Source organism: Sphingopyxis sp. NFH-91 (assembly GCF_021401285.1).
Taxonomy (GTDB): Bacteria; Pseudomonadota; Alphaproteobacteria; order Sphingomonadales; family Sphingomonadaceae; genus Sphingopyxis; species Sphingopyxis terrae_A.
Window position 1 is genome coordinate 129,050 of the sequence record NZ_JACBGA010000004.1, and the last position, 22,634, is coordinate 151,683.

Sequence of the window (22,634 nt, forward strand, 5' to 3'; positions counted from 1 at the left end):
ACAGGGCTTGCACTCGACAGACCCCCGCGCCAATGTCGCGCCCATGCTTAAACGACTCTTTGCTGTCTTCAGCCTCTTCGTCCTTGCCGTTCCGTCGCTTGCCGCGGCGCAGGGCGTCACCTCGTCGGCCGACCCGCGCGCGACCGAGGCGGGGCGAGAGATATTGCATCAGGGCGGATCGGCGGCTGACGCCGCGATTGCCATGGTCGCGGTGCTCACCCTCGTCGAACCGCAATCGAGCGGCATCGGCGGCGGCGGCTTCATGGTCTATCACAATGCCAAGGACGACAGCATCTCGACCATCGACGGCCGCGAAAAGGCGCCGGCGGCGGCGAAGGGCGACCGCTTCCTCGGCCCCGACGGCAAGCCGCGCGGCTTCATGGACGTCGTGCCGGGCGGCTTGTCGGTCGGCGTTCCGGGCAATGTCCGCCTGATGGAAATGGCGCACAAGAAATGGGGCAAGCTCGAATGGAAGGCGCTGTTCCAGCCCGCGATCAAACTGGCCGAGGACGGGTATAAGGTCACGCCCGCGCTCTACACCTGGCTCGAGCAATTCCAGCCGGTGTGGAAGGATTTCCCGGCCGCCCGCGCCATCTATTATGTCGACGGCAAACCCGCGCCCGTCGGCACCGTGATCCGGAACCCCGCCTATGCCGCCATCCTGCGCGACATTGCGGCGCGCGGCCCCGAAGCCTTTTATGCGGGCGCCAATGCCAAGGCGATCAGCGACGCGGTGGCCAAGGCGCCGCGCAATCACGCGCAGCTCACGCTCAAGGATCTCGCCGCCTATCAGGCGAAGGAACGCCCGGCGGTCTGCACCACCTATCGCATCTACAAAGTGTGCGGCATGGGGCCGCCCTCGTCGGGCGCGACGACCGTCTTCGGCATCCTCGGCATGCTCGAGGGTTATGACATGAAGGCGATGGGCAAGGATAATCCGATGAGCTGGCACCTGCTGGCCGAAGCGATGCAACTCGCCTATGCCGACCGCGCGGCCTATCTCGGCGACGCCGATTTCGTCGATGTGCCGGTGAAAGGCCTGCTCGACAAAGGCTATCTGGCCGAACGCCGCCAGCTCATCTCGCCCTATGGCGCCGCTGGCCATTATGAACCCGGCACGCCGCCGGGCGCGAAGCCGCGCGCTGCCGCGCCGCCGATTCCCGAACATGGCACGACGCATTTCGTCGTCGCCGACAAGGACGGCAATGTCGTCTCGATGACCTCGACCGTCGAAAGCATCTTCGGCAGCCAGCTCATCGCCAACGGCTATTTCCTCAACAATGAACTCACCGATTTCGACTTCGTGCCGGTCAAGGACGGGCAGCCGACCGCCAACCGCGTCGAAGCGGGCAAGCGGCCGCTTTCCTCGATGTCGCCGACGATCGTCTATGGGCCCGACGGCAAGGTGATCCTCGCGGTCGGCTCGGCGGGCGGCAAGCGGATCATCATGCATGTGACCAAGACGCTGATCGGCGTCCTCGACTGGGGCCTCAGCGCGCAGGACGCGATGGAACTGCCCAATATCTTCTTCGGCCAGCAGGGCGTGCTGATCGAGAATGACGATCTCGGCAAGGCGATCGCGGCGAAGATGAAGCCCTTCGGCTACAGCTTCACGCCGACCGATCTGGGCTCGAAGCTCAACGCGATCGAACGCGTCGGCGATGGCTGGCGCGGCGCCGCCGACCCGCGCGGGCCCGGCACCTCGTCGGTCGATGGCGCCCCGGCCCAGAACTGACCCGGAAGGGGGCTTCAACCGGAACGCCGTTCACCCTAAGAACGACCCAACGACAATAACCTCCCGAGGAGAGCGAGAGGCATGAAGCTGGACAACCCGCATCTCGACCATTTTCCCAGTCTGGTCGCGATGTTTTTCGACCGTGCCGAACGGGGCGGCGAAAGCCCCTTTCTCTGGCACAAGGCCGATCGCGCGTGGCAACCGCTGAGCTGGCGGCAGGTTGCGAACCAGGTCGCCGCGCTCGCGCATAATCTGCGCGCGCTGGGGCTGAAGGAGGGCGACCGCGTCGTCCTCGTCAGCGAAAACCGGCCCGAATTCTGCATCGCCGATCTCGCCATCATGGCGGCGGGGTGCATCACCGTGCCGACCTACACCACGAACACCGAACGCGATCACCAGCATATCCTCGACAACAGCGGCGCGCGCGCCGTCATCGTCTCGACCGCAAAGCTCGCGCGCACCCTGATGCCCGCGGTAATGCGGTCCGACGCGCATATCGTCATCAGCATGGAAAGCCTGCGCGTCGGCCAGCAGGGCGAGGTGGCGGTCCACGACTGGGCGCCGCTGGTCGAAGGCGGCGAGGCGCATCTGGCGGACGCGAAGGCGCGCGGGCTCGCGATGACGCGCGATGATACCGCCTGCCTTATCTACACCAGCGGCACCGGCGGCGCGCCGCGCGGAGTGATGCAGCATCATGGCGCGATCCTGCACAATGCGGCGGGCGCGGCCGAGGTGCTGGTCAATGATTTCGGAATCGGCGACGAAGAGGTGTTCCTCTCCTTCCTGCCCCTGAGCCATGCCTATGAGCATTCGGGCGGGCAGTTCCTGCCGATCATGGTCGGCGCGCAAATCTATTACAGCGAGGGCCTCGAAAAGCTCGTCTCGAACATCGAGGAAACGAAGCCGACGATCATGGTCGTCGTCCCGCGGCTGTTCGAAGTGATCCGCGCCCGGATGATCAAGTCGGTCGAAAAGCAGGGCAAGCTTGCGAACTGGATGCTCAGCCAGGCGCTGCGCGTCGGCGAAAAGGATTATGAGCGCCGCCTCGGCGTGCTCGACCGCCCGGTCGACCTCATCCTCAACAAGCTGTTCCGCCCCAAGATCCAGCAGCGCTTCGGCGGCCGGATGAAAGCGCTCGTTTCGGGCGGTGCGCCGCTCAACCCCGAAATCGGCGTTTTCTTCCACTCGATCGGCCTGACGCTGCTTCAGGGCTATGGGCAGACCGAGGCGGGGCCGGTGATCAGCTGCAACCGTCCCTCGGTCGGCCTCAAGATGGACACCGTCGGCCCGCCACTGATGAACACCGAAGTGCGGATCGCCGACGACGGGGAAATCTGCGTCCGCGGCGAACTCGTCATGAAGGGCTATTGGCGCAACAAGGAGGAAACGGCACGCGTCCTCGTTCCCGATCCGGCCGAACCCGACAAGGGGCCATGGCTCCATACCGGCGACATCGGCCATATCGACGATCAGGGCCGCATCGTCATCACCGATCGCAAGAAGGATCTGATCGTCAACGACAAGGGCGACAATGTCTCGCCGCAGCGGGTCGAAGGGATGCTGACGCTCCAGCCCGAAATCCTGCAGGCGATGGTCTATGGCGACAAGCGCCCGCACCTCGTCGGCATATTGGTGCCCGATCCCGAATGGATGGCCGAATGGGCCGAGGTCGAAGGGCTGCCCAAGGATCTGAAACTGCTGCGCGAGCATGAAAAATTCCGCACCGCGATCCGCGAGGCGGTCGACCGCGTCAACGGCCAGCTTTCGGTGATCGAGAAAGTACGCAAGTTCGACTTTGCCGACGAACCCTTCACGATCGAGAATGAACAGATGACCCCGTCGATGAAGATCCGCCGCCACATCCTGCGCAAGGTCTATGAGGACAAGATCGCGGCGCTCTACAAGGGGTAGGTTCGCGTCAGGATACAGGCGGGGGCGCGACCCGAAAAGCTCGGCGCAAACCGGAACCCCGCCTGTGACCGAACCTTTGGTTCAGCCGCCGTCCCCCGCCGGTTTGCGATAGGGGACGAATTCGCCAAAAACGCATGTCGGACCGCGAATGCCGCTGCTGCGATCAACCAGGTAAAAGAAGTCGCCTTCGCAGGTCGACGATCCGAACTGGCGCACGACCATGATATCGCTGTCGCGCGCGAGGCCGGGGCAACTGCCCTTCAGCGTGTTGCGGTAAACCAGATTGCGCCCCGATCGATAGAGCAGGATGTCGTCCGACACGCGAATGGTGTCCGACGTCCGGTAATTGGGCAGGCATCTAACCGGGGTGCCGGGCGTCTTGCCCGCGAGCTGCTTGTCGAGCGTCGCCGCCTGCTTGGGCGTCAGCGCTGCGGCACCGGGGGTGCCGCTTCCCGACGGCGCACAGCCGGCAAGCGAGGCGGCGGCGCCGATCAGTACGGTGCAAAGGGCAAAACGGGGCATGGTCATCATAGGGATCCTGACGGGCGTTGTTTGGCGGACGGACGCTGAACGAGGGCTGAAGCAACCCATGTCAGGCCGCGTCCTTCAGCGCGCGGATGCGGCCGAGCTCCGCTGCGCTGGGCGCGCGCAGAAAGGGGTTGGTCGCGCGCTCGTCGCCGATCGTCGTCGGCACCGTCGCCATGCCTTGCGCGCGCGCCGTTTCGACCGCGCTCAGGCGCTCTGCCAGTGCGCGGTTGTCGGGATCGACCGTCACCGCGAAGCGCGCGTTCGACAGCGTATATTCGTGCGCGCAATAAACGCGCGTCGTATCGTCGAGGGTGGCGAGGCGCTGCATGTTCGCGAACATCTGGTCGGCGGTGCCTTCGAACAGGCGCCCGCATCCCATCGCGAACAATGTGTCGCCGACGAAGATCACGCCGTCCCCGGCAAAATGATAGGCGATATGCCCGGCGGTGTGCGCGGGGACCGCCCAGACGTCGGCGACATGCGCGCCGAGCAGGACCCGGTCGCCGTCGGCGACGAGGCGGTCGGCGGTCGGAATGCGCTCGCGCTCGGCCGCCGGCGCGATGATCTCGCATCCGGTCTTTGCCTTGATGTCGGCGTTGCCGCCCGTATGGTCAGGGTGCCAGTGGGTGTTCCAGATCGCGGTGATCGGCCAGCCGCGCGCGTCCGCCTCGGCCAGCACCGGCTCCGCCACGGCGGGGTCGACGACCATCGTTTCGAAGCTCGCCGGATCGTGGACCAGCCAGACATAATTGTCGTTGAGGACGGGGATGCGGACGATTTCCAGCGCGCTCACGCTCTTCTCCTATGTCTCGCCGGCCTCATGCCTTCCAAGACGGACACGCGCGCGCGCCGCCTTGGTTGCACGATCTACCAGCTTCCCGTGTTGGGCATCGAGGCCCAGGGTTCGGCAGGTTCCAGATGGCCGTCCTGCAACAGCTCGACCGAAATGCCATCGGGCGATCGCACGAAGGCCATATGGCCGTCGCGCGGCGGGCGGTTGATCGTCACGCCGGCGTCCATCAGGCGCTGGCAGGTTTCGTAAATATTGTCGACGCGATAGGCGAGATGCCCGAAGTTGCGCCCACCCGAATAGCTTTCGGGGGCGCTGCCATCCTCGGGCGGCCAATTATAGGTCAGTTCGACCTCGGCAATGCCGGCCTGTCCCGGCGGGGCCAGAAAGATCAGCGTGAAGCGGCCCGCTTCGCTGTCGAAGCGGCGGACTTCCTCAAGCCCGATCAGCTTGAAGAAGTCGATGGTGGCGTCGGGATCCGAAACGCGGATCATCGTGTGGAGATATTTGGTCATGCCCCCATATTAGGCACGAAGCGGGCGACCTTCAAACGCTTCGAACAGATTTACGAATTCATCGGGGACCGGGCTCGGCGCGCCCTGCGCTTCGGCGACATGGACGTTGACCAGAACGCCCGTCGCGCGCAGATCGTCCACGCCCGCGCCGTGCAGTTCGAAATGAAAGACCATCGAACTGCGCCCGACCCGCGCCGCGCGCACGCAGATGTCGATTTCCTCGTCGAGCAGGATGGGCGCACGATAGTCGATCTCGGCGCGCGCAACATGGAATTCGGGGCTGTCGTGGCCGGGCCAGCGATCATATACACCCGCCGCGCGCCAATATTCGGTGATGCCGATGTCGAAATATTCAAGGTAGCGGCTGTTGAATACGACGCGCTGCGCGTCGATCTCGGAATAGCGAACGCGTTTGCGCACATGGAATTTATAGTCGCTGCGGGCCATGATTGTCCTTCAGTCCGGATGGGTCGCGAGGCGCGCGACGGTATCGATCAACAGGGCGATGTCGCCATCGCGCGAAAGGCGGTGGTCGCCGCCCTTGACCAGCGTCACCTGCACATCGTCGCTGGCAAGCGCCGCGGCAAGGCGCAGGCTGATGTCGGGCGGCACGTCGCCATCCTCCTGGCCGTGGAGCAGTCGCACCGGACAGGCGAGGGGGATTTCACCGTCGAGCAACAAGTTCGCCTCTCCTGACTGGAAGAAGCCGCGCGTCGTCACATAGGGCTGATCGCCATAGGGCGTTTCTTCGATCAGCGCGCCTTCGGCGAGGATGATCGCCTTTTCTTGCGGCGAGAAACCCCAGCGGGTGAAGTCGGGCGCGGCGGCGATGCCGACCAGTCCCGCCACCCGCGCCGGCCCGTCGCGCGCAACCAGTTCGCGCGCCGCAAGCAGCATCAGCCAGCCACCCATCGACGATCCGACAAGGATCACCGGCCCCTCGACCTTTGCGTCGATCAGGTCGAGGACGTCGCCGCGCCAGTCGAGCAACGTCTGGTCGGAAAACAGTCCGTCGGACAGGCCGCAGCCCGCATAATCGAGCAGCAGGCAGGCCTGCCCTTCGGCCGCCGACCATTCGAGCAGCGCGGTCGCCTTGCCGCCGGCCATGTCGGACATATAGCCGGGCAGGAAAATGATCGTCGGCCCCGCGCCGCTGGCATGGCGATAGGCAAGCCGCGGGCGGCCGGGACGGTCCAGATAATCGGGCATTGCGGGTTCACTCATCGAACCGACCTCTCATTCCGTTCGTGTCGAGCGAAGTCGAGACACCCGTTGGGGCGACGCTTGGCCGAGGGGCATCTCGACTTCGCTCGATGCGAAGGGTATTTGGGTGCCAGATCGCCCCCACCGACGTCAGATCACCCAATCGACCGTGTTCATCTGCGCCACGGCCTGGCCCTTGGCGCGGCGCTGTTCGACCATGATCTTGTTGAGCCGCTGGATGGTGTCGCTGCCGGTGGTGATGCACCAGCCGGGCACGACCGCGTGGACCAGCGCGCACAGACCGCCCCAGATCATCGTGAAGCCGAAGCGCGCGGCGACCCCGAAATGCTCGACGTAATTTTCGTCTACGCTTTTCGGATGATCGACAAACAGGCGCTTGAACATTTTGGCGGCTCCTTTTGGGTTGCCGCCGCCCTAGCGAGCGGCCGAGGCGCAGGCAAGGGCGGTATCCGGATACTCCTCGCGGGGGAGCACTTACTTGTTCCAGCCGGAGATATGCCGACCTTGTGCTGAGCGCCTACCAGGCAGCCGAAGCCCGCTGCCGCCTCCCCAGGCCGCCAGCACAGGGAGGATCAACTTAATCTGAAAGGAACTTGTCGACCGCGTCGGCAAAGGCCTCGGGTTGATCGAGCATGATGAAATGGCGGCTGCCGTCGATACGCTTCAGCGTCACGGTCTTGGCCGCTGTAAAGGCGCCCTTGTAGAGTCCATCGACCATCGCTTCGGGCATCACGCTGGCATCCAGCGGATAGAGCATCGTGAACGGCGCAGCGATCGCGCGCAGCTCGGGTCGAAGATCGGTGGTCATGTCGTCATACATCAACTGCGCCGCGACCTTCGCGTTCGCCGCCTGCGTCCACGCCTTGACCTGCGCGCGGCCGGCATCGGTCGCCGACATCATCTGCAGCGTCCGCTCGTCGGCTTCGGCGCTATCCCTTGCGGCGAGCATCGTCTGCATCGCGGCGGCCTGCGGCTCGACGCTCGCGACGGTCGCGGTCGGGCCAAACAACATGCCGAAGAAGGACAGGCTGTCGACGACCATCAGCCGGCCGACTTCCTTGGGGGCACGGGCGGCGATCATCATGGCGGTCAGGCCGCCGAGCGAATGGCCGATGACCGCCGGAGCGGGGCGTCCCTGATCGACGATGCAATCGTCGATATAGTCGGCAATCTCGCGCATCATCGGCTCGAGTATCGGGCCCTCGGCATTCAGGCCCGGCGCATCGCCTCCGAATCCGCGCACCTCGACAAGGTGCAGGCGATGCGTCGTTTTCAGCCGTTCGGCAGTGGGCGCCCAGACCGCGCGCGGCGAGGAAAGGCCTGGGATCAGCACGACGTCGGGACCGTCGCCTTCGACCTCGACCGTGATCCGCTTGCCTTCGAGCAGGCCGGTACCGCATCCGGCGCCGGCCTCGGCGGCATTGGCGCGCGGTGCGATGGTGGCGATCAGGAGGACGAACAGCGCGGCGATGGAAAGTCGTTTCATGGGTTCAGTCTTTCAGGAATATGGCTTCAATCGGCAGGCCGAACAGGTCGGCGATGCGAAAGGCGAGGGGCAGCGACGGATCATATTTTCCCGTCTCGATCGCGTTGACCGACTGGCGCGATACCTCGAGCCGGTCGGCCAGGTCCTGCTGGCTCCAGTCGCGCTCGGCGCGCAGAACCTTCAGGCGGTTCTTCACAGGCCGCGAACCTTGCCGATGAAATGTCCCAGCCCCAGGCCAAGGCACCACACCGGGACGGCGGTCCACATCGGCACCGCCGGCGCAACGCCGAAGGTCGTCATGAAGCCCCAGAAAGTCGCCACCGCGAGCAGCAGGCCGGTGGCGATCAACGCCGCGTTGACCGTCCGCGCGCGCAGATATTCATCGTTCTCCTCGATGACATAGCGCGCCATCGCCCAGATCATCCCGAACACGGGCAGCGTCGGCAGCAGCGCGAGCAGCGCGGCGAAAGGCTTGGCTGCCTCCTGCTGTCGAAACAGGAGCAGCGCCCCGCCCAGTCCGATCACATATGCGAAGGAGGCGACCAGCATCCGGCGGTTGTAGCGGGTGGCGACGACCGATGCGCAGCCCGTTTCGCGCTGCATGCGCTCGGTTGCGCGCACCATCGGGATCAGCAGCAGCATCGGGAGGATCATGATCGCCAGCCCCCAGGGTGCCGCGATGGCCTTGCTCGTTTTCAGCAGCCACGCGGTTCCGAACATGCCGATCAGAAAGGCGATCGCCCAAAATCCTGCGGCACGCCGGGCGGAGGTTTCGGTTGCGCTTGCCACGGTTCAGGTCGCCGTCCGCTTGGCGCAGGCGCGGCCGTCGCGCGGCGTCGTTGCAATCATGATCGCGGGCAGCACGATGATCAGCATCGTCGCGATATTCTCGGGAATGATGTCGAGGATATGCGCAAAGGCGACGCACATGATGGCGAGGGCCCAGCAAAGAGCACGGAAAATCGGCGGCATCGGTCAAGCTCCCTTGTTAAACAGTAAAGGAACATTGACACAGGGATTCGCTCTTGTCAAGCGACATTGACACAATGACAAGCGAGCCAATCGCCCGCCGCGCGTCAGCCTTGCGCGTGCCGCAACCGCCAATTGACGATGTGTGCGCTGGCGAGGGCGAGCGCGCCCATGGTGGTGAACAGGCGGTCGCCGGTTTCGGGATCGAGGCCGCCGACCCAGCCTTCGTGCGCAGCCAGCCCGGCGGCGAGGAGGGCAAGGCCGATCGGTGCCGCGGCGACGGGATAGCAATGGCGGTGGTGTCGCCGGTCCTCGGCCAGCGCGAGCGCCGCCGCGGGCGCGGCGAGCAGCAGGATCACCGCATGAAAGCTCTCGGGCAGCGAGAGCCAGGCGCTCAGCGCGGGCGCCGCGAGCAGGAGCAGCGGCAGCGCGAGGCAATGGACAAGGCAGGCGAGCGACAGCCCGACGCCGATCAGGTCGGCGGCGCGCGAACGCAACGAGGGGCGGGCGGGGAGGCACATGGATCGGACTTTCGGCAGAGGGTGGCGCGGTTCACATAATGATACATTGTATCATTACAAGCTCTCGCGGTGAAAACGGCCCTTGCCGCTGCTTTCGCGCGCTGGCAAAGGGGCGCAGTTTATTCCGCCAGAAAGGCCCGATTTCCGATGTCCGAGATGATCCGCGTCACCCTTCCCGACGGCTCTGCCCGAGAAGTCGCGCGCGGCACTACTCCGGCGCAGATCGCGGCGGACATCGGCCCCGGCCTCGCGAAGGCCGCGCTCGCCGCAAAGGTCGACGGCGAACTGCGCGACATCATGCGTCCGCTGGAGGCCGACACCAACCTCGCGCTGGTCACGAGCCGCGACGAGGCCGATGCACTCGAACTCGTGCGCCACGACTATGCGCATGTGCTGGCGGAGGCGGTGCAGAATCTGTTTCCCGGCACGCAGATCACCTTCGGTCCCTCGACGAACGACGGTTTCTATTATGATTTCGCGCCGACCGCCGAGCATGGCGCCTTCCGCGATGACGAACTGCCGCTGATCGAAGAGGAGATGCGCCGTATCATCGCCGCCGACCTGCCGCTGACGCGCGAAGTGTGGCAACGCGACGATCTGATCGCCAAATGGCGGGCCGAGGGTGAGACGTTCAAGGCCGAATGGGCCGCCGAACTGCCCGAGGGCGAGGAACTGACCGTCTACCGCTCGGGAGACGGCTGGATGGACATGTGCCGCGGGCCGCACTTGGCCTCGACCGGCAAGCTCGACCCGGCGGCGTTCAAGCTGACGCGCGTCTCGGGCGCCTATTGGCGCGGCGACCAGAAAAATGCCCAGCTTTCACGCATCTACGGCACCGGCTGGCTTAACAAAAAGCAGTTCGCGGAGCATCTGGTGCGGCTCGAAGAGGCCGCGAAACGCGACCACCGCAAGATCGGTCGCGAGATGGACCTCTTCCACCTTCAGGAAGAGGCGCATGGGAGCGTCTTCTGGCACCCCAAGGGCTATCGCATCTACCGCGAGCTCGAGGCCTATATGCGCCGCGCGATCGACGGCGCCGGCTATCAGGAGGTCAAGACGCCGCAGGTGATGGACGCGCGCCAGTGGGAGCAGTCGGGCCACTGGGGCAAATATCGCGAGAATATGTTCGTCATCCCCGACGAAGTGCCGAACATCGAGGACGACGGCCCGCTCGTCTCGGACGATGCCGAGTGGATGGCGCTGAAGCCGATGAACTGCCCCGCGCACGTTCTCATCTTCCGGCAGGGGATCAAGAGCTATCGCGACCTGCCGCTGCGCATGGCCGAAATGGGCTGTTGCCACCGCAACGAACCGCATGGCGCGCTGCACGGCATCATGCGCGTGCGCCAGTTCACGCAGGACGACGGCCATATCTTCTGCCGCGAGGACCAGATCGTCGAGGAAGTGCGGTCTTTCTGCGAACTTCTCAACCGCGTCTACAAGCAGCTCGGCTTCGAAAAATATGCGGTGAAGCTCGCGCTGCGCCCCGATATGCGCTTCGGCACCGACGCCATGTGGGACAAGGCCGAACAGGAACTGCGCGATGCGGTCGCGCGCGCCGGCATGGCGAACGACGATTATGGTTGGGAAGAATTGCCCGGCGAGGGCGCCTTTTATGCGCCCAAGCTCGAATTCCACCTGACCGACGCGATCGGCCGGACGTGGCAGTGCGGCACGATCCAGTCCGACCGCGTGATGCCCGAACGACTCGATGCGTCCTACGTGGGCGAGGATGGCGAGCGCCACCGCCCGGTGATGCTCCACCGCGCGATCCTCGGCACCTATGAACGCTTCATCGGCATATTGATCGAGCATTTCGCCGGCCGCTTCCCGACCTGGCTCGCGCCGGTGCAGGCGGTCGTCGCGACGATCGTGTCCGATGCCGACGACTATGCGAAGGACGCCGCGGCGCAGCTCGAGGCGGCGGGCATCCGCGTCGAAACCGACCTGCGCAACGAAAAGATCAACTACAAGGTGCGCGAGCACAGCCTGCAGAAAGTTCCCTATCTGCTCGTCGTCGGCAAGCGCGAGGCCGACGAGGGCACCGTTGCAATCCGCACCCTCGGCCAGGACGGCCAGCGCATCCTGCCGCTCGCCGAAGCGATCGCGATGCTGAAGGGCGAAGCGACCCCGCCGGACCTGCGCCCCGCTTGACCGGCATCAAGGCTCTCGTCGGCCTGGCGCCGCTCACCTTTGCGGGCGCTGCGGCGATGACGTTCGGCGCGGCCTATGTGCGCGGGCTGACCGGCTTCGGCATGGCGATCATCCTCGTGCCGCTGCTCGGGATGATCGTGCCGCCGGGGCAAGCGGTCGTCGTGGCGATCATCCTGCAATTGCTGATCGGTCCGGTCGGGTTGCGCGTCATCCTGGCCGATGCCGACCGTCATACCGCGGTGCCGATCGGGCTGATCGCGATGGCGACGACGCCGCTCGGCATGCTCGCGCTGAAAGCGATCACCCCCGATGTCGCGCGCCTGATGATCACGCTCGTGGCGGTCGGTGCCTTCCTTGCGATCCTGATGCCCAAACAGCCCGAGGGACACCGGCCCGGCCGCGTCGCCATCGGCGGGACGGGGATTGCGTCGGGCCTGCTCACCGGCTTTGCCGCGATGCCGGGGCCGCCGGTCGTGCCCTTTTACCTGCGCCGCCGGCTCGATCCGCGGACCGCGCGCGCGTCGATGATGCTGATCTTCTTCGCCACCGCCATCGCGGGCACGCTCGCGGCGCTGTGGACCGGGCTCGCGACGCACCGCCTGCTCATCCTCGCGCTGCTGCTGTTCGTGCCGATGTGGCTCGGCAATCATCTAGGCGGCCGCCATTTCGGTCGCGTTCCGGCGCATCTGTGGCAGGCGATGGTCGCGGTCGTGCTCGGCCTCTCGGCGATTTCGGCGGTGGTGCGGATCTTGAACTAGAGGCTGCGCAGCGCCTGCGCGGGTTTCGCCGACAGCAAGGGCCAGCTTCCGGCGATGCCGATCAGGAAGGCGAGGCCCGCACCGCCGACCAGCGTCGCGCCGACGACCAGCGGATCGGGTGCGAAGCGGAAGTCGAACAGTTCGACCACCACATAATGCGCCGCGACCAGCCCGAGGCCGAGCGCGAGCAGCGCGAGGATTGCGGCGAGCAGCGCATATTCCAGTCCCTGCGCCCCCAGAATCTGGCCGCGCGTCGCGCCGAGCAGTTTCAGGATCACGCTGTCATAGACGCGCCGCTCGCGGCTTGCGGCAATCGCGCCGATCAGCACGGCGATGCCGGCCAGGATCGCGATGCTCGCCGCCGCAGCGGTCGCCTGGCTCATCTGCGTCAGCAGGCTCGTCACCTGGCTCACCACATCGCGCACCTGAATCAGCGAGGCTGAGGGGAAGGCGCGGGGGATGCTGCGCGCCAGCGCGGTTTCGGCCTGCGGCCCGACCGCGACGGTCGCGACCATGTTATGCGGCGCCGCGTCGAAAGTGCCGGGCGAAAAGACGAGTGCATAGTTGAGCCCGAAATTGTCCCATTCGACGGAGCGGAAAGAGGCGACGCGCGCCTGCACCTCCACCCCCAGCACATTGACCGACAGTGTGTCGCCGATTTTCAGCGCCAGCGATTTCGCGACATCAGCCTCTACGCTGACCAGCGGCGGGCCGTTGTAATCGGGCGCCCACCACTGGCCCTGGGTCAGGCTGCTGCCCTTGGGCAGCACGGGGCTATAGGTCAGACCGCGGTCGCCGCGCAGCACCCACGCGCCTTCGGGCAGTTCGGCAAGCTCGTCGACGCGCTTGCCGGCAAATTCGGTGACGCTGCCGCGCAGCGCGGGGATCATGTTGATTGCCGCCTTGTCGTCCGCCCCGGTCACCAGCGTGCGGAACGCGGCCGCCCGGTCGCGCGGAATATCGAGGACGAAAAAGCTCGGCGCGCGTTCGGGTACGGTGCGCGCGATTTCGGCGGTGATGCTCGTCTGGATCGCGGCGAGGGTGACGAACAGCGTCAACCCCAGGCCTAGCGCGACGACCAGCGCGCCGGTCGCGGCGCCGGGGCGATGCAGATTGGCGAGCGCAAGGCGCAGCAGCGGCCGCTTCGGGCGCGGCACCCGGCTCGCGATGCGGCGCACCAGCCAGCCAAGCGCGACAAGGATCAGGAGCAGCAGCACCGCCGCCCCGATGAAGCCCAGCGCAAACAGCGGTTCGCGCGCCGTGCCGACCGCGAGGGCGACGATGGCGGCGAAGGCGAGGGCGACGGCGGCCAGCACACGCTTTTCGATCCGGCCCGCGCCGTCGACCGTCGCGCGATAGAGGCCCGCGGCCGGAATATGGCGCGTCGCGGCGAGCGGTGGCAACGCAAAGGCAATCGCGATGAGCAGCCCATAGGCGGCGCTGACCGCGAGCGGCAGCGGATAGACGGCCAGTCCCGGCTTGACCGGCAGGACGTCGCCCGCGATTGCGCCGATCGCTGCGGGGGCCAAGGCGCCCGCGATCAATCCGGCGGCAATCGCGGCGGCGGCAACCGCCAATATCTGCAAGCCATAGATGCGCAGCACCGCCGCGCTGTCGGCACCGAGCACCTTCAGCGTCGCGAGCCCCGGGCGCTTGCCCGCAAGATAGCTGGCGACCCCGTTGCCGACCCCGATCCCGGCGATCACCAGCGCGGCGAGGCCGACGAGCGACAGGAACTGCCCCATGCGCTCGATAAAGCGCCGCGTGCCCGGCGCGCCGTTACTGCGGTCGGTCACCTCCCAGCCTGCGTCGGGGAAAGCCGCGCTCAGCCGCTTGCCCGCGGCCACCGGATCGGCACCCGCGGGCAGGCGGACGCGATATTTGCTTTCATAGAGGCTGCCGGGCTGGATCAACTGCGTGGCGGCAAGATCGCCGAGGCCGATGATTGCCACCGGGCCCAGCGTAAAGCCTTCGCCCAGCCGGTCAGGCTCGTCGGCGATGATGCCGTCGATGCGGAAGGATTTGTCGCCGAATTTCACCGCGCCGCCGACCGTCAGGTCGAGCCGTGACGCGAGAGCCTTGCCGATCCAGATCGCCCCCGGCGGCGGCGGGCCGCGGCGCGCGCCGCTTTCGAGCCGCATCGTGCCGTAAAGCGGATAGGCGGCATCGACCGCCTTGAGCTCGGAGAGCAGCGCGCTGCCGTCCGGCGCGTTCGCCATCGCACGCATCCGCACCGTCGCCGATGTCGCGCCGGCACCGCGCAGCCCGGCGAGTTCGGCCTCGCTCGCCTGCCGCTGCGGCAGGCCGAACTGCAGGTCGCCGCCCAGGATCGTCTGCCCCCGCGACGCCAGTTCGGCGGTGATGCCGCTCGTCAGGCTGCCAATGGCCGCGAGCGTCGCGACGCCGAGGAACAGGCACACCGCCAGCAGGCGCAGCCCGCGAATCCGCGCCGCCAGATCGCGCCGCGCGATACGCCACAGGGTCGCCAGCGGGATCATCAAATCCTCCCTGCCGCGTAGCGGTGGGGAGGGGGACCATCGGCGCTCATGCAGCTCGTTCCTCGATCCGCCCGTCGTGCATCACGACGACGCGGTCGCAATGGTCTGCCAGTTCGGGATCGTGGGTGATGATCAGCAGCGTCGCGCCGAGCGCCGCGCGCCGCGCGAAGATCAGTTCGATGATCGCATGACCGGTGGCGGTGTCGAGATTGCCGGTGGGTTCGTCGGCGAAGATGATCTGCGGCTCGCTCGCCATCGCGCGCGCGATCGCGACGCGCTGCTGCTCGCCGCCCGAAAGCTGCGCGGGATAATGAGTCATCCGGTGGCCGAGCCCGACCGCCTCCAGCTCGCGCGCGGCGCGCCCGAACGGGTCGTCGATCCCTGCCAGCTCCAGCGGCACGGCGACATTTTCGAGCGCAGTCATCGTCGGCAACAGGTGAAAGGCTTGCAGGACGATACCGATCCGCCCGCGCCGCGCGCGCGCCAGCGCATCCTCGTCCATCGTCGCAAAATCGAGCCCCGCGACCATGACCGTTCCGCCGCGTGCGCGTTCCAGCCCGGCGAGCACCGCCATCAGCGAACTCTTGCCCGATCCCGACGGACCGAGCAGCGCGACCGAGGTGCCGGCCGCAACCTCCAGATCGACGCCGCGCAAAATTTCGACGGGGGCCTTGTCGCTCCCCAGCGTCAGCGTCACATTATGGGCGGCAATCGCCATCGTCGGCGCGACGGGCGGTCGGGGGCTGTCGGTCAAGAAAGGACCCTTTGGAAATGAGAACGGCCGGATGGCGCTCTTTCGCCCTATATGGTTTTGCAATCGCCCTTTGCCAACCGCTTGCCGGATGCGGCTCGGCGGAGGCCCCCGCGGCGCCCGCAGCGGGCAAGGAAAATCCGGCGAAGGCGGTGCCCGTGCTTCCCGCCGACGCACCGCTCGTCATTGCCTTCGGCGATAGCCTCTACGCCGGCTACCAGCTTGGCCCCAGGGAAGGCCTCGCGCCGCAGCTTCAGGCGGCGCTCGCGGCGGACGGTCGCATGGTGCGCGTCCAGAACGCCGGGGTATCGGGCGATACCACCGCGGCGGGGCGGCAGCGGCTGTCCTATGTTCTCGACAATGCGAAGGCGAAACCCGCGCTCGTGCTGCTCGGCCTCGGCGGCAACGACATGCTGCGCGGCATCGGCCCCGATCAGACGCGCGCCAATCTCGACGCGATGCTTGCCGAGCTCAAGCGGCGCGGCATCCCCGTCCTGATGACCGGGATGATGGCGGCGCCCAATCTGGGCAGCGATTATGCGAGCAAGTTCAATCCGATATTTCCCGAACTTGCCGAAAAATATGGCGCGAGCCTCTATCCCTTCATCCTCGACAATGTCGTCACCGACAAATCGCTGATGCTCGGCGACAATATGCATCCCAATGCCAAGGGCGTGAAAATCGTCGCCGCATCGCTGGCGCCGCTCGTCGAACAGGCGCTGCCGACGCCGCGCTAACCCAGCAGCTTGTCGGCGCGGGCGCGCCAGTTGGCGGCGAGCAGGTCCATCGCGGCGAGCGCGCGCAGCGCCGCCGGTTCGCGCTTGCCCGCCCCGCCGATCAGCAGGTGAAAGACGCGCTCGACGCTCCAGTCGGGCAGCGGACGCTCCATCAGCTCCAATGCGTCGCCTGCGCCGACCGCACCATCCTCGATGACACGGTAATACCAGCCGCCGCGGCGAGAGCTGACGACGGTGGCAGGCAGCGTCGCGATGCCGAACCGGTGGCCGAGCTTCCAGCACGGCTGGCGCCCCTGGCTGATCTCGACCAGCGCGCTGCCCAGGCGATAGCGGTCGCCGATGCACGCCGCGCTCTCGGTCAGGCCCGATGTCGAGATATTCTCGCCGAACGCGCCGGCGTCCTGCAACAGCGCATGGTCGCCGATCGTCTCGGCCCACCAGCCATAATGATCGCGCGGATAATGGTGGATCGCCTTGTCGGGGCCGCCATGGACCGAAAGGTCGGCCTGCTCGTCGCCCGCGATGCCCAGCGCGTCGACCACGCGCCGGCCTTCGACCGCGCGCTTGTCGATCGCGCTCGGCTCGCCCTTCGCGCCGAAGCGGCGGGCCTTGCCGGTCAACAGGGCGTCGATCGTGTAGCGCATCGCCCTGCTGTGGCGGCTTCCCGCGCAAAAGAAAAGGGGCGACCCCGCGGGGCCGCCCCTTTCCGTTCTTCTCGCTGACCGAAGGATCAGAAAGCGAAGCCGACGCCGACCGCGAACGCGTCGGTGTCGTCGAAGTTGTTGATGAACTGGTGGCGATATTCGACCTTGCCATAGACGTTCTGGGTCAGCTTGTGCTGATAACCGGCGCCAACATAGGGATCGTCGATCTGGCCGAAGGTGTAGCCGCCGGTCGCGTAGAGCTTGCCGTTCGTGCCGAGGTTGGCGCCCAGGCGCGCACCCGACGAGAACTGGACCTTGGCGCCGTCGATCAGCACCTTGTCGCCCGCGATTTCGACGCCGGCAAAAGCCTTGTCGCCCAGGTTGTAATCATAGCCGCCCGCAACGCCCAGGGTGGCGTCGTCCAGGCCGCTGCCGGTGATGTAACCGCCGCGCACTTCGACATGACCTTCGCCGTTCTGGGCGAGGGCAGGCGTGGCAACGACAGCCGAGAGGAGAGCGGCAGCAACTGCGAACTTCTTCATTGTCTTTTCCTTTTCTTTGACAGGGGGCGCCCTTTGGGTCGCGTCCCATGTGCAAAGATGGCGTTCGCACCTGTCGTTTCAATGAACGCATCGTTCAGAAAATGACAATTTTATTACCTGTGTTGTTTTTGCAACACAGCATAGCTATGCAAGCCGGCCTTAGCCCAGCGCCGCCTGCTTTTCTTCGGCGATACGGTCGAGTTCGGCGCGCGAGGGTTTGGTCGCCGCGCTCTTGAGCTGGCCGCACGCCGCCATGATGTCGCGCCCGCGCGGGGTGCGAATCGGCGCCGAAATTCCGCTTTCGAAGATGATGTTGCTGAACGCGCGCACCCGCTCGGGCGACGAGCATTCATAGATCGCGCCGGGCCAGGGGTTGAACGGGATCAGGTTGACCTTCGCCGGTAGCCTGTACTGCTTGATCAGCCGCACCAGCTCGCGCGCGTCGACGTCGCTGTCATTCTTGTCCTTCAGCATCACATATTCGAAGGTGATGCGCCGCGCATTGTTCGCGCCGGGGTAGGCGGCGCAGGCGGCGAGCAGCTCCTCGATGCCGTATTTGCGGTTGAGCGGCACGATCTCGTCGCGGATTTCCTTGTTCACCGCGTGGAGCGAGACGGCGAGGTTGACCCCGATTTCCTCGCCCGCGCGCGCCATCATCGGCACCACGCCGCTCGTCGACAGGGTGATGCGCCGCTTCGACAGCGCCAGCCCGTCGCCGTCCATCACGATCTTCAGCGCGCCCTTGACCTCGTCGAAATTGTAGAGCGGCTCGCCCATCCCCATCATCACGATATTGGTCAACATGCGGCCGTCCGCGGTATAATGGCCCGCGTCGTCATCCTCGTCGTCGACATCGGTGGTCGATGCCATCGTGCCCTTCGGCCATTCGCCCAGCGCATCGCGCGCGAGCAGGACCTGGCCGACGATCTCGCCGGCGGACAGGTTGCGGACGAGCCGCATCGTACCGGTGTGGCAGAAACGGCAGTTCAGGGTGCAGCCGACCTGGCTGGACACGCACAGCGTTCCCCGATCGGCGTCGGGAATGAACACCATTTCATATTCCTGGCCGTCCGCCGCCGCGAGCAGCCATTTGCGCGTGCCGTCGGTCGAAACCTGCGCGGTAACGACCGTCGGGCGGCCAACGATGAAGCGTTCGGTGAGCCAGGGGCGCATCGCCTTGGCGATATCGGTCATCGCGTCGAATTCGGTGACGCCGCGATGATAGATCCAGTGCCAGATCTGCTTGGAGCGCAGCTTCGCCGCCTTAGCGTCGAGCCCCGCGTCCTCGAGCGCGGAACGGATGCCCTCGCGCGTCAATCCGACAAGGTCGACGCGGTTGCCGCCGCGCAGGGGAACGGTGCCCGTCGTAACGGGATCGATGTGGCCGGGGATCTGCATGATGCGCGGCCCTATAGTCGCGATGCGCGCTTTGCGCAATTGCGCGCGTCAGCGCGGCCCTTCACGCGCCGTGATAGGGGGCCATCGCATCTTCGAAATCTTCGAGCGTCCCGACATGCTCCAGCGGCGGTTCGCCGGGGGCGGCGGGAAAGATCGCATCGATCCGACGGCGCAGCGTGTCGTCGAACGCGGCATGGTTCGAAATGCGCGCGTTGCTGCTGACCGTCAGCTCGGTGCGGATCGCGCCCTTGATGCGCTCCAGCCCCTCGGGGCTCAGCACCCCGCTGTTCAGCAATTCCTCGCAAAGCTGGATCAATCCGACCGTCGTCGCATGGGCACGCAGCCCGATGAAATCCAGCGCCCGGTGCCGCTCGCGTGCGGCGGCATCGCATCTGCCAATGGCATTCATTGGCCCATCTCCTCATCCCACTAACCTCGCCGTCGGGCGCGCCTCTGTCGGGCGTCGTCCTTTCGGGCCGGTCGATCATGCGCGCCGGGCGCCGCCTCGGCAAGAGCCGATGTGGCGTCCGGCGCATCATTTCGGGATGAGCGCGCTGGCGGCGATCAGAGGGTGGCCATCAGAGGGTGGCGAGGAACGCCAGCCGTTCGGCTACCGCGCCTTCGGCTTCGGCGTGCCGCAGCGGAAGGACATTGCGCACCAGAATCTCCGCCGGCGTCGGCGTTTCGGCGAACAGCGCCATGACCTCGTCGGCAAAGGCGTCCAGCGGCATATAGGCGTCGCGCGTCGACTGGCCGGGGGTCAGTTCGGTCCGCACCGCGGGCGGCGCCAGTTCGATCACGTCGACGCGGCCGGCAAGCTGGACGCGCAGCGCCTGCGTATAGCTGTGCAGCGCCGCCTTGGTCGCCGAATAGGTCGGCGCCTTGGGCAGCGGGACGAAGGCCAGCCCCGAGGTTACGTTGATGATCGCGCCATCGCCGCGCGCGACGATATGGTCGATCAACGCATCGGTCAGCCGGATTGGGCCGAGCAGGTTGGTGACGACCGTCGCTTCGGCGTCGCTCAGGTTGCGCTCGCCGTCCAGCGCTTCGTACATCATCACGCCGGCATTGTTCACCAGAACGTTGAGATCGGGGAAGCGCTGCACGACGTCGGCGGCAAAGGCGGCGATCGCGTCGGCATCGGTGACGTCGAGCGGCATCGCGTGCATGTTGGCCCGGCCTTCGATCGCGGCGTCCAGCTTGGCGCTATTGCGTCCGGTCACGATCACCACATTGCCTGCATCGTGCCAACGCTGTGCGAGTGCCAGACCGATGCCCGATCCGCCGCCGGTGATCAGGATGGTGTTGCCTGTCGTTTTCATCGTTTGTCCTTCGTTTCGGGGTTGGGGAGACGCTCAATTTATGCCAATACTCTCCAATGGAAAGTAGGCACCTGAAAGTGCTATACTTACTTGATAGAGACTATTGGGATTTCAGCCGTGCCCGCGATGCAAAATTATTCGGCCGCCGCCGATCCCGCGCCAGATCCGCGCGTCGAGCTGCTGGTCAACGACCTGATCGGTCGAGTCGCCGACAAATGGACGCTGCTCGTGCTCGAGGAATTGGAAGAGCATGGCACCTGCCGCTTCACCCGGCTGGCGCAGCTTGTACCGGGGATCAGCCAGAAGATGCTGACCCAGACGCTGCGCGCCATGGAGCGCGACGGGCTCGTTCGCCGCACGGTCTATCCGGTGGTGCCGCCGAAGGTCGAATATGCGCTGACCGATCTCGGCCACAGCCTGGGCGAAGCCTTTTGCGGCGTGTGGCATTGGGCCGAAGCGCATCTCGCCGCGGTCGAGGCGGCGCGCAGCGCGTTCGACGCTCGCGCCTGACCGCGGCGGCGGTGCGCTGCGCGCTTATTTGGCGCCTATTTGGCGCTTATTTGGCGAGCGTCACCCGGATCGGTTCGCCGCGCGTTGCGGCGCTGGCGATGACGCGGTCGGCGTCGGCCGATGCCTGCCGCATCGTGTCGCGGCGGCAATGGCGAACGTCATTCTTGCCTTTCAGGTCATAGTCGGGCGCGCTGCCGCACACAGTGACGACCGCGCGCCAGATACGGCGTTCCAGCTTGTCGGCGCCGCGTGCGGTGCTGAGGTCGAGGTCCGAATGGACGACGGCGACGCTGCGTGGCGCGGGCGCCGGTTCGGCGTGGGCGGGCAGGGCGGGCGCGACCGCGGCGAGCGCGGCAAGGGTCAACATCATCTTCATCATATGTCTCCGTTGACCGGCGGGTTGGGGGAGGGGAGGAAGCCGGTAAGGCCTAGATACGCCTGCGCGCGCCGCCGCAGGAGCAACGATGTTGCGCGATCATTCTGCATAATTGCAGAATGAAGCGTGGGCGATTATTCCCCACAAGACGCCATGTTCGACTGGAACGACCTTAAATATTTCCTCGCGGTCGCCGAAAGCGGCAGCACGCTTGCGGCGGCGCAGGCGCTGCGCGTCAGCCAGACGACGGTGGCGCGCCGCATCGCCGCGCTGGAGACGGCTACCGGCGTCACGCTATTTGAACGGCGCCAGGCTGGCTATGCGTTGACGCCGACGGGCGAGGCGATGCTGGCAAGTGCGCTTGCGGTCCGCGACTCTGCGGACCGGTTCGGCGAAGCCGTGGGCGCCCAGTCGCGCGACGCGGGCGGGACCGTCAGCCTGACGACGATGGAGATTATTGCGATCACCCTTCTGCCGCCCATCCTGCGCGACCTGCGTGCGGCGCATCCCGGCATCCATATCGACCTCGACACCTCGGACGAGCCGCGCGACCTTGCAAGCGGCGCCGCCGATATCGCGATCCGCAGCAGCAAGCAGCCGACGGGGGCGGGTCTCGTCGGACGCCGCGTCGCCGATAATCCGTGGACGGTCTATTGCAGCCGCGACTATGCCGGACGCCACGGCATTCCGCACAGCCGCGAGGAACTGGCGACGCATCCCTTCATCGGCGGCGGCGGCCATATCTGGGAGCCGTATCGGGCGTGGCTGAAGCAATACCGGCTCGAGGATTCGGTGGTCATGCGTTACGATACCGCATCGGGGTTGCTCGCTGGCGTGCGTTCGGGAATGGGGCTGACGATCCTGCCGGCCTTCCTCGCCGACCGCGAACCCGATCTCGTCCGCTGCATCCCGGCACGGGAGGATGACACGACCGGCCTGTGGCTGCTCACCCACGAACGCCTGCGCCACGTCCCCCGCATCCGCGTCGTCCTCGATTTTCTGGCCGAGGCGCTGACGCGGCTTGCGCGCAGTTGACCCGGCGGAGGCGCGGACCGGAAAGGCCTTTCCTACAATCGTTGGCTGTGGTTCAAACTGGCCGATGACGACCGGCGCCCCTCCACAACATGAAACGCGAGTGAAGTTGCGCGGTTTTCCGCGATTTTTCGATCGCACAAAATCTTCCACCTTCGTCACCCCGGACGTGATCCCGGGTCCATTCGCGCCGCGTCGAAGAAGTCCACCACGGATCAGGTCCCGTGCAGCGT

Annotated in this window: 26 protein-coding genes; 7 read left to right on the forward strand and 19 right to left on the reverse strand. The window is 66.2% G+C overall.

The genetic code is table 11. From position 1 onward, the window contains the following. The first annotated feature begins 43 nt into the window (after positions 1–43). Positions 44–1,735, forward strand: a complete 1,692-nt coding sequence (ggt, locus tag L0963_RS10845) for a gamma-glutamyltransferase (protein ID WP_234179463.1) — start codon at positions 44–46, stop codon at positions 1,733–1,735. Between the two features lie 81 nt (positions 1,736–1,816). Then, complete coding sequence (locus tag L0963_RS10850; protein ID WP_062902040.1) at positions 1,817–3,646, forward strand: AMP-dependent synthetase/ligase; 1,830 nt, start codon at positions 1,817–1,819, stop codon at positions 3,644–3,646. 81 nt (positions 3,647–3,727) lie between these two features. On the opposite strand, the gene L0963_RS10855 is transcribed toward L0963_RS10850, so the two are convergent. The 11 genes from L0963_RS10855 to L0963_RS10905 all read right to left on the reverse strand — a co-directional run bounded on the left by L0963_RS10855 (position 3,728) and on the right by L0963_RS10905 (position 9,679). Next, positions 3,728–4,174, reverse strand: a complete 447-nt coding sequence (locus L0963_RS10855; protein WP_234179466.1) for a hypothetical protein — start codon at positions 4,172–4,174, stop codon at positions 3,728–3,730. A gap of 64 nt (positions 4,175–4,238) precedes the next feature. Next, positions 4,239–4,967 carry a hydroxyacylglutathione hydrolase gene (gene gloB, locus L0963_RS10860; protein ID WP_062902042.1) on the reverse strand — a complete coding sequence of 243 codons (729 nt, stop codon included), beginning with the start codon at positions 4,965–4,967 and terminating at the stop codon, positions 4,239–4,241. A gap of 74 nt (positions 4,968–5,041) precedes the next feature. Next, on the reverse strand, positions 5,042–5,479 hold the full coding sequence (locus tag L0963_RS10865) for a VOC family protein (RefSeq protein WP_062902043.1): 438 nt from the start codon (positions 5,477–5,479) through the stop codon (positions 5,042–5,044). Between the two features lie 9 nt (positions 5,480–5,488). Next, a complete protein-coding gene (locus tag L0963_RS10870; protein ID WP_234179467.1) occupies positions 5,489–5,926 on the reverse strand; it encodes an acyl-CoA thioesterase in 438 nt (145 codons plus the stop codon). Between the two features lie 9 nt (positions 5,927–5,935). Beyond that, a complete protein-coding gene (locus L0963_RS10875) occupies positions 5,936–6,703 on the reverse strand; it encodes an alpha/beta fold hydrolase (RefSeq protein ID WP_062902044.1) in 768 nt (255 codons plus the stop codon). A 129-nt stretch (positions 6,704–6,832) separates the two neighbouring features. Further along, a complete protein-coding gene (locus L0963_RS10880; protein WP_062902045.1) occupies positions 6,833–7,087 on the reverse strand; it encodes a DUF6356 family protein in 255 nt (84 codons plus the stop codon). Between the two features lie 193 nt (positions 7,088–7,280). Beyond that, positions 7,281–8,189, reverse strand: a complete 909-nt coding sequence (locus L0963_RS10885) for an alpha/beta fold hydrolase (protein WP_062902046.1) — start codon at positions 8,187–8,189, stop codon at positions 7,281–7,283. A 4-nt stretch (positions 8,190–8,193) separates the two neighbouring features. After that, positions 8,194–8,385 (reverse strand): helix-turn-helix transcriptional regulator, encoded by a 192-nt coding sequence (locus L0963_RS10890; protein WP_011541000.1) that lies wholly within the window; start codon positions 8,383–8,385, stop codon positions 8,194–8,196. Then, a complete protein-coding gene (locus L0963_RS10895; RefSeq protein WP_234179470.1) occupies positions 8,382–8,978 on the reverse strand; it encodes a hypothetical protein in 597 nt (198 codons plus the stop codon). Before L0963_RS10895 ends, L0963_RS10890 begins: the two co-directional genes overlap by 4 nt. Positions 8,979–8,981: 3 nt before the next feature. Continuing rightward, positions 8,982–9,161 carry a hypothetical protein gene (locus L0963_RS10900; RefSeq protein ID WP_202988257.1) on the reverse strand — a complete coding sequence of 60 codons (180 nt, stop codon included), beginning with the start codon at positions 9,159–9,161 and terminating at the stop codon, positions 8,982–8,984. A gap of 104 nt (positions 9,162–9,265) precedes the next feature. Continuing rightward, on the reverse strand, positions 9,266–9,679 hold the full coding sequence (locus tag L0963_RS10905) for a MerC family mercury resistance protein (protein ID WP_234179472.1): 414 nt from the start codon (positions 9,677–9,679) through the stop codon (positions 9,266–9,268). 147 nt (positions 9,680–9,826) lie between these two features. On the opposite strand from L0963_RS10905, the gene thrS reads away from it, so the two are divergent. Both thrS and L0963_RS10915 read left to right on the forward strand, forming a co-directional pair. Further along, positions 9,827–11,833 carry a threonine--tRNA ligase gene (gene thrS, locus L0963_RS10910; RefSeq protein ID WP_234179473.1) on the forward strand — a complete coding sequence of 669 codons (2,007 nt, stop codon included), beginning with the start codon at positions 9,827–9,829 and terminating at the stop codon, positions 11,831–11,833. Further along, a complete protein-coding gene (locus L0963_RS10915; RefSeq protein WP_062767915.1) occupies positions 11,830–12,591 on the forward strand; it encodes a sulfite exporter TauE/SafE family protein in 762 nt (253 codons plus the stop codon). Before thrS ends, L0963_RS10915 begins: the two co-directional genes overlap by 4 nt. Here L0963_RS10915 and L0963_RS10920 read toward each other — a convergent pair. Continuing rightward, the gene (locus L0963_RS10920) at positions 12,588–15,089 is read right to left on the reverse strand and encodes an ABC transporter permease (RefSeq protein WP_234179475.1); all 2,502 of its coding nucleotides are present in this window, start codon (positions 15,087–15,089) and stop codon (positions 12,588–12,590) included. The two genes, L0963_RS10915 and L0963_RS10920, sit on opposite strands and share 4 nt — an antisense overlap. A gap of 46 nt (positions 15,090–15,135) precedes the next feature. Further along, positions 15,136–15,807: an ABC transporter ATP-binding protein gene (locus L0963_RS10925; RefSeq protein ID WP_062903149.1), complete on the reverse strand. Its 672-nt coding sequence runs from the start codon at positions 15,805–15,807 to the stop codon at positions 15,136–15,138. 53 nt (positions 15,808–15,860) lie between these two features. Between L0963_RS10925 and L0963_RS10930 the strand changes: the two genes are divergently transcribed. Next, positions 15,861–16,577 carry an arylesterase gene (locus tag L0963_RS10930; RefSeq protein ID WP_234179477.1) on the forward strand — a complete coding sequence of 239 codons (717 nt, stop codon included), beginning with the start codon at positions 15,861–15,863 and terminating at the stop codon, positions 16,575–16,577. On the opposite strand, the gene L0963_RS10935 is transcribed toward L0963_RS10930, so the two are convergent. The 5 genes from L0963_RS10935 to L0963_RS10955 all read right to left on the reverse strand — a co-directional run bounded on the left by L0963_RS10935 (position 16,574) and on the right by L0963_RS10955 (position 20,483). After that, complete coding sequence (locus L0963_RS10935) at positions 16,574–17,221, reverse strand: MOSC domain-containing protein (RefSeq protein ID WP_062902053.1); 648 nt, start codon at positions 17,219–17,221, stop codon at positions 16,574–16,576. The two genes, L0963_RS10930 and L0963_RS10935, sit on opposite strands and share 4 nt — an antisense overlap. An 86-nt stretch (positions 17,222–17,307) precedes the next feature. Continuing rightward, positions 17,308–17,763, reverse strand: a complete 456-nt coding sequence (locus L0963_RS10940) for an outer membrane protein (RefSeq protein WP_003047453.1) — start codon at positions 17,761–17,763, stop codon at positions 17,308–17,310. A gap of 159 nt (positions 17,764–17,922) precedes the next feature. Continuing rightward, positions 17,923–19,161 (reverse strand): 23S rRNA (adenine(2503)-C(2))-methyltransferase RlmN, encoded by a 1,239-nt coding sequence (gene rlmN / locus L0963_RS10945; protein WP_234179478.1) that lies wholly within the window; start codon positions 19,159–19,161, stop codon positions 17,923–17,925. A 61-nt stretch (positions 19,162–19,222) separates the two neighbouring features. After that, the gene (locus tag L0963_RS10950; protein ID WP_234179480.1) at positions 19,223–19,570 is read right to left on the reverse strand and encodes a hypothetical protein; all 348 of its coding nucleotides are present in this window, start codon (positions 19,568–19,570) and stop codon (positions 19,223–19,225) included. A 169-nt stretch (positions 19,571–19,739) separates the two neighbouring features. Next, entirely contained in the window at positions 19,740–20,483 is a 744-nt protein-coding gene (locus tag L0963_RS10955; RefSeq protein WP_062902054.1) for an SDR family oxidoreductase, read from the reverse strand. Between the two features lie 126 nt (positions 20,484–20,609). On the opposite strand from L0963_RS10955, the gene L0963_RS10960 reads away from it, so the two are divergent. Then, positions 20,610–20,993, forward strand: coding sequence for a winged helix-turn-helix transcriptional regulator (locus L0963_RS10960; RefSeq protein ID WP_062902055.1), 384 nt, complete (start codon positions 20,610–20,612; stop codon positions 20,991–20,993). Positions 20,994–21,039: 46 nt separating this feature from the next. Here L0963_RS10960 and L0963_RS10965 read toward each other — a convergent pair whose 3' ends face one another. After that, positions 21,040–21,369, reverse strand: coding sequence for a UrcA family protein (locus L0963_RS10965; RefSeq protein WP_234179482.1), 330 nt, complete (start codon positions 21,367–21,369; stop codon positions 21,040–21,042). A gap of 126 nt (positions 21,370–21,495) precedes the next feature. On the opposite strand from L0963_RS10965, the gene L0963_RS10970 reads away from it, so the two are divergent. Continuing rightward, positions 21,496–22,404, forward strand: coding sequence for a LysR family transcriptional regulator (locus tag L0963_RS10970; protein WP_234179483.1), 909 nt, complete (start codon positions 21,496–21,498; stop codon positions 22,402–22,404). Positions 22,405–22,634 lie beyond the last annotated feature (230 nt).

Excerpts from the sequence above, each read along its gene's own strand:
- L0963_RS10940 (WP_003047453.1), bottom strand. The coding sequence starts at position 17,763 with ATGAAGAAGTTCGCAGTTGCTGCCGCTCTCCTCTCGGCTGTCGTTGCC.
- L0963_RS10935 (WP_062902053.1), bottom strand. The coding sequence starts at position 17,221 with ATGCGCTACACGATCGACGCCCTGTTGACCGGCAAGGCCCGCCGCTTC.
- L0963_RS10960 (WP_062902055.1), top strand. The coding sequence starts at position 20,610 with ATGCAAAATTATTCGGCCGCCGCCGATCCCGCGCCAGATCCGCGCGTC.
- L0963_RS10900 (WP_202988257.1), bottom strand. The coding sequence starts at position 9,161 with ATGCCGCCGATTTTCCGTGCTCTTTGCTGGGCCCTCGCCATCATGTGC.
- L0963_RS10950 (WP_234179480.1), bottom strand. The coding sequence starts at position 19,570 with ATGAATGCCATTGGCAGATGCGATGCCGCCGCACGCGAGCGGCACCGG.
- L0963_RS10925 (WP_062903149.1), bottom strand. The coding sequence starts at position 15,807 with ATGGCGATTGCCGCCCATAATGTGACGCTGACGCTGGGGAGCGACAAG.
- L0963_RS10880 (WP_062902045.1), bottom strand. The coding sequence starts at position 7,087 with ATGTTCAAGCGCCTGTTTGTCGATCATCCGAAAAGCGTAGACGAAAAT.
- L0963_RS10870 (WP_234179467.1), bottom strand. The coding sequence starts at position 5,926 with ATGGCCCGCAGCGACTATAAATTCCATGTGCGCAAACGCGTTCGCTAT.
- L0963_RS10965 (WP_234179482.1), bottom strand. The coding sequence starts at position 21,369 with ATGAAGATGATGTTGACCCTTGCCGCGCTCGCCGCGGTCGCGCCCGCC.
- L0963_RS10920 (WP_234179475.1), bottom strand. The coding sequence starts at position 15,089 with ATGATCCCGCTGGCGACCCTGTGGCGTATCGCGCGGCGCGATCTGGCG.
- L0963_RS10930 (WP_234179477.1), top strand. The coding sequence starts at position 15,861 with ATGAGAACGGCCGGATGGCGCTCTTTCGCCCTATATGGTTTTGCAATC.
- thrS (WP_234179473.1), top strand. The coding sequence starts at position 9,827 with ATGTCCGAGATGATCCGCGTCACCCTTCCCGACGGCTCTGCCCGAGAA.
- L0963_RS10855 (WP_234179466.1), bottom strand. The coding sequence starts at position 4,174 with ATGACCATGCCCCGTTTTGCCCTTTGCACCGTACTGATCGGCGCCGCC.
- rlmN (WP_234179478.1), bottom strand. The coding sequence starts at position 19,161 with ATGCAGATCCCCGGCCACATCGATCCCGTTACGACGGGCACCGTTCCC.
- ggt (WP_234179463.1), top strand. The coding sequence starts at position 44 with ATGCTTAAACGACTCTTTGCTGTCTTCAGCCTCTTCGTCCTTGCCGTT.
- L0963_RS10850 (WP_062902040.1), top strand. The coding sequence starts at position 1,817 with ATGAAGCTGGACAACCCGCATCTCGACCATTTTCCCAGTCTGGTCGCG.
- L0963_RS10865 (WP_062902043.1), bottom strand. The coding sequence starts at position 5,479 with ATGACCAAATATCTCCACACGATGATCCGCGTTTCGGATCCCGACGCC.
- L0963_RS10875 (WP_062902044.1), bottom strand. The coding sequence starts at position 6,703 with ATGAGTGAACCCGCAATGCCCGATTATCTGGACCGTCCCGGCCGCCCG.
- L0963_RS10885 (WP_062902046.1), bottom strand. The coding sequence starts at position 8,189 with ATGAAACGACTTTCCATCGCCGCGCTGTTCGTCCTCCTGATCGCCACC.
- L0963_RS10955 (WP_062902054.1), bottom strand. The coding sequence starts at position 20,483 with ATGAAAACGACAGGCAACACCATCCTGATCACCGGCGGCGGATCGGGC.
- L0963_RS10905 (WP_234179472.1), bottom strand. The coding sequence starts at position 9,679 with ATGTGCCTCCCCGCCCGCCCCTCGTTGCGTTCGCGCGCCGCCGACCTG.